A 232-nucleotide genomic window follows, 5' to 3' on the forward strand; every position below is an offset into this window, starting at 1 on the left:
GGTAATTACCAACCGATATTAGGTATTTACACATTAACTGCTGATAGCACAGGTATTGCGATGGGCATGCACGCCTCCGTTGTGTGTGGTGAAGACATTCACCGCATTACTGATCAAATGCGTAAAGATGCAAAAGAGTCGTACATCAGCGGTAATATGTTAGATGGATTAGAAAAAACCTGCCAAGCCTGGCCGATACCACAAGTAGATGACAACTTTAGTGAGCCAATTC

Annotated in this window: 1 pseudogene; it reads left to right on the top strand. The window is 43.1% G+C overall.

From position 1 onward, the window contains the following. A pseudogene (locus tag AAEZ00_RS22260) lies at positions 1–232 on the top strand (alpha/beta hydrolase); the annotation flags it as partial.

This window comes from Shewanella sp. S1-49-MNA-CIBAN-0167 (genome assembly GCF_040310145.1).
GTDB classification, from domain to species: Bacteria; Pseudomonadota; Gammaproteobacteria; order Enterobacterales; family Shewanellaceae; genus Shewanella; species Shewanella psychromarinicola.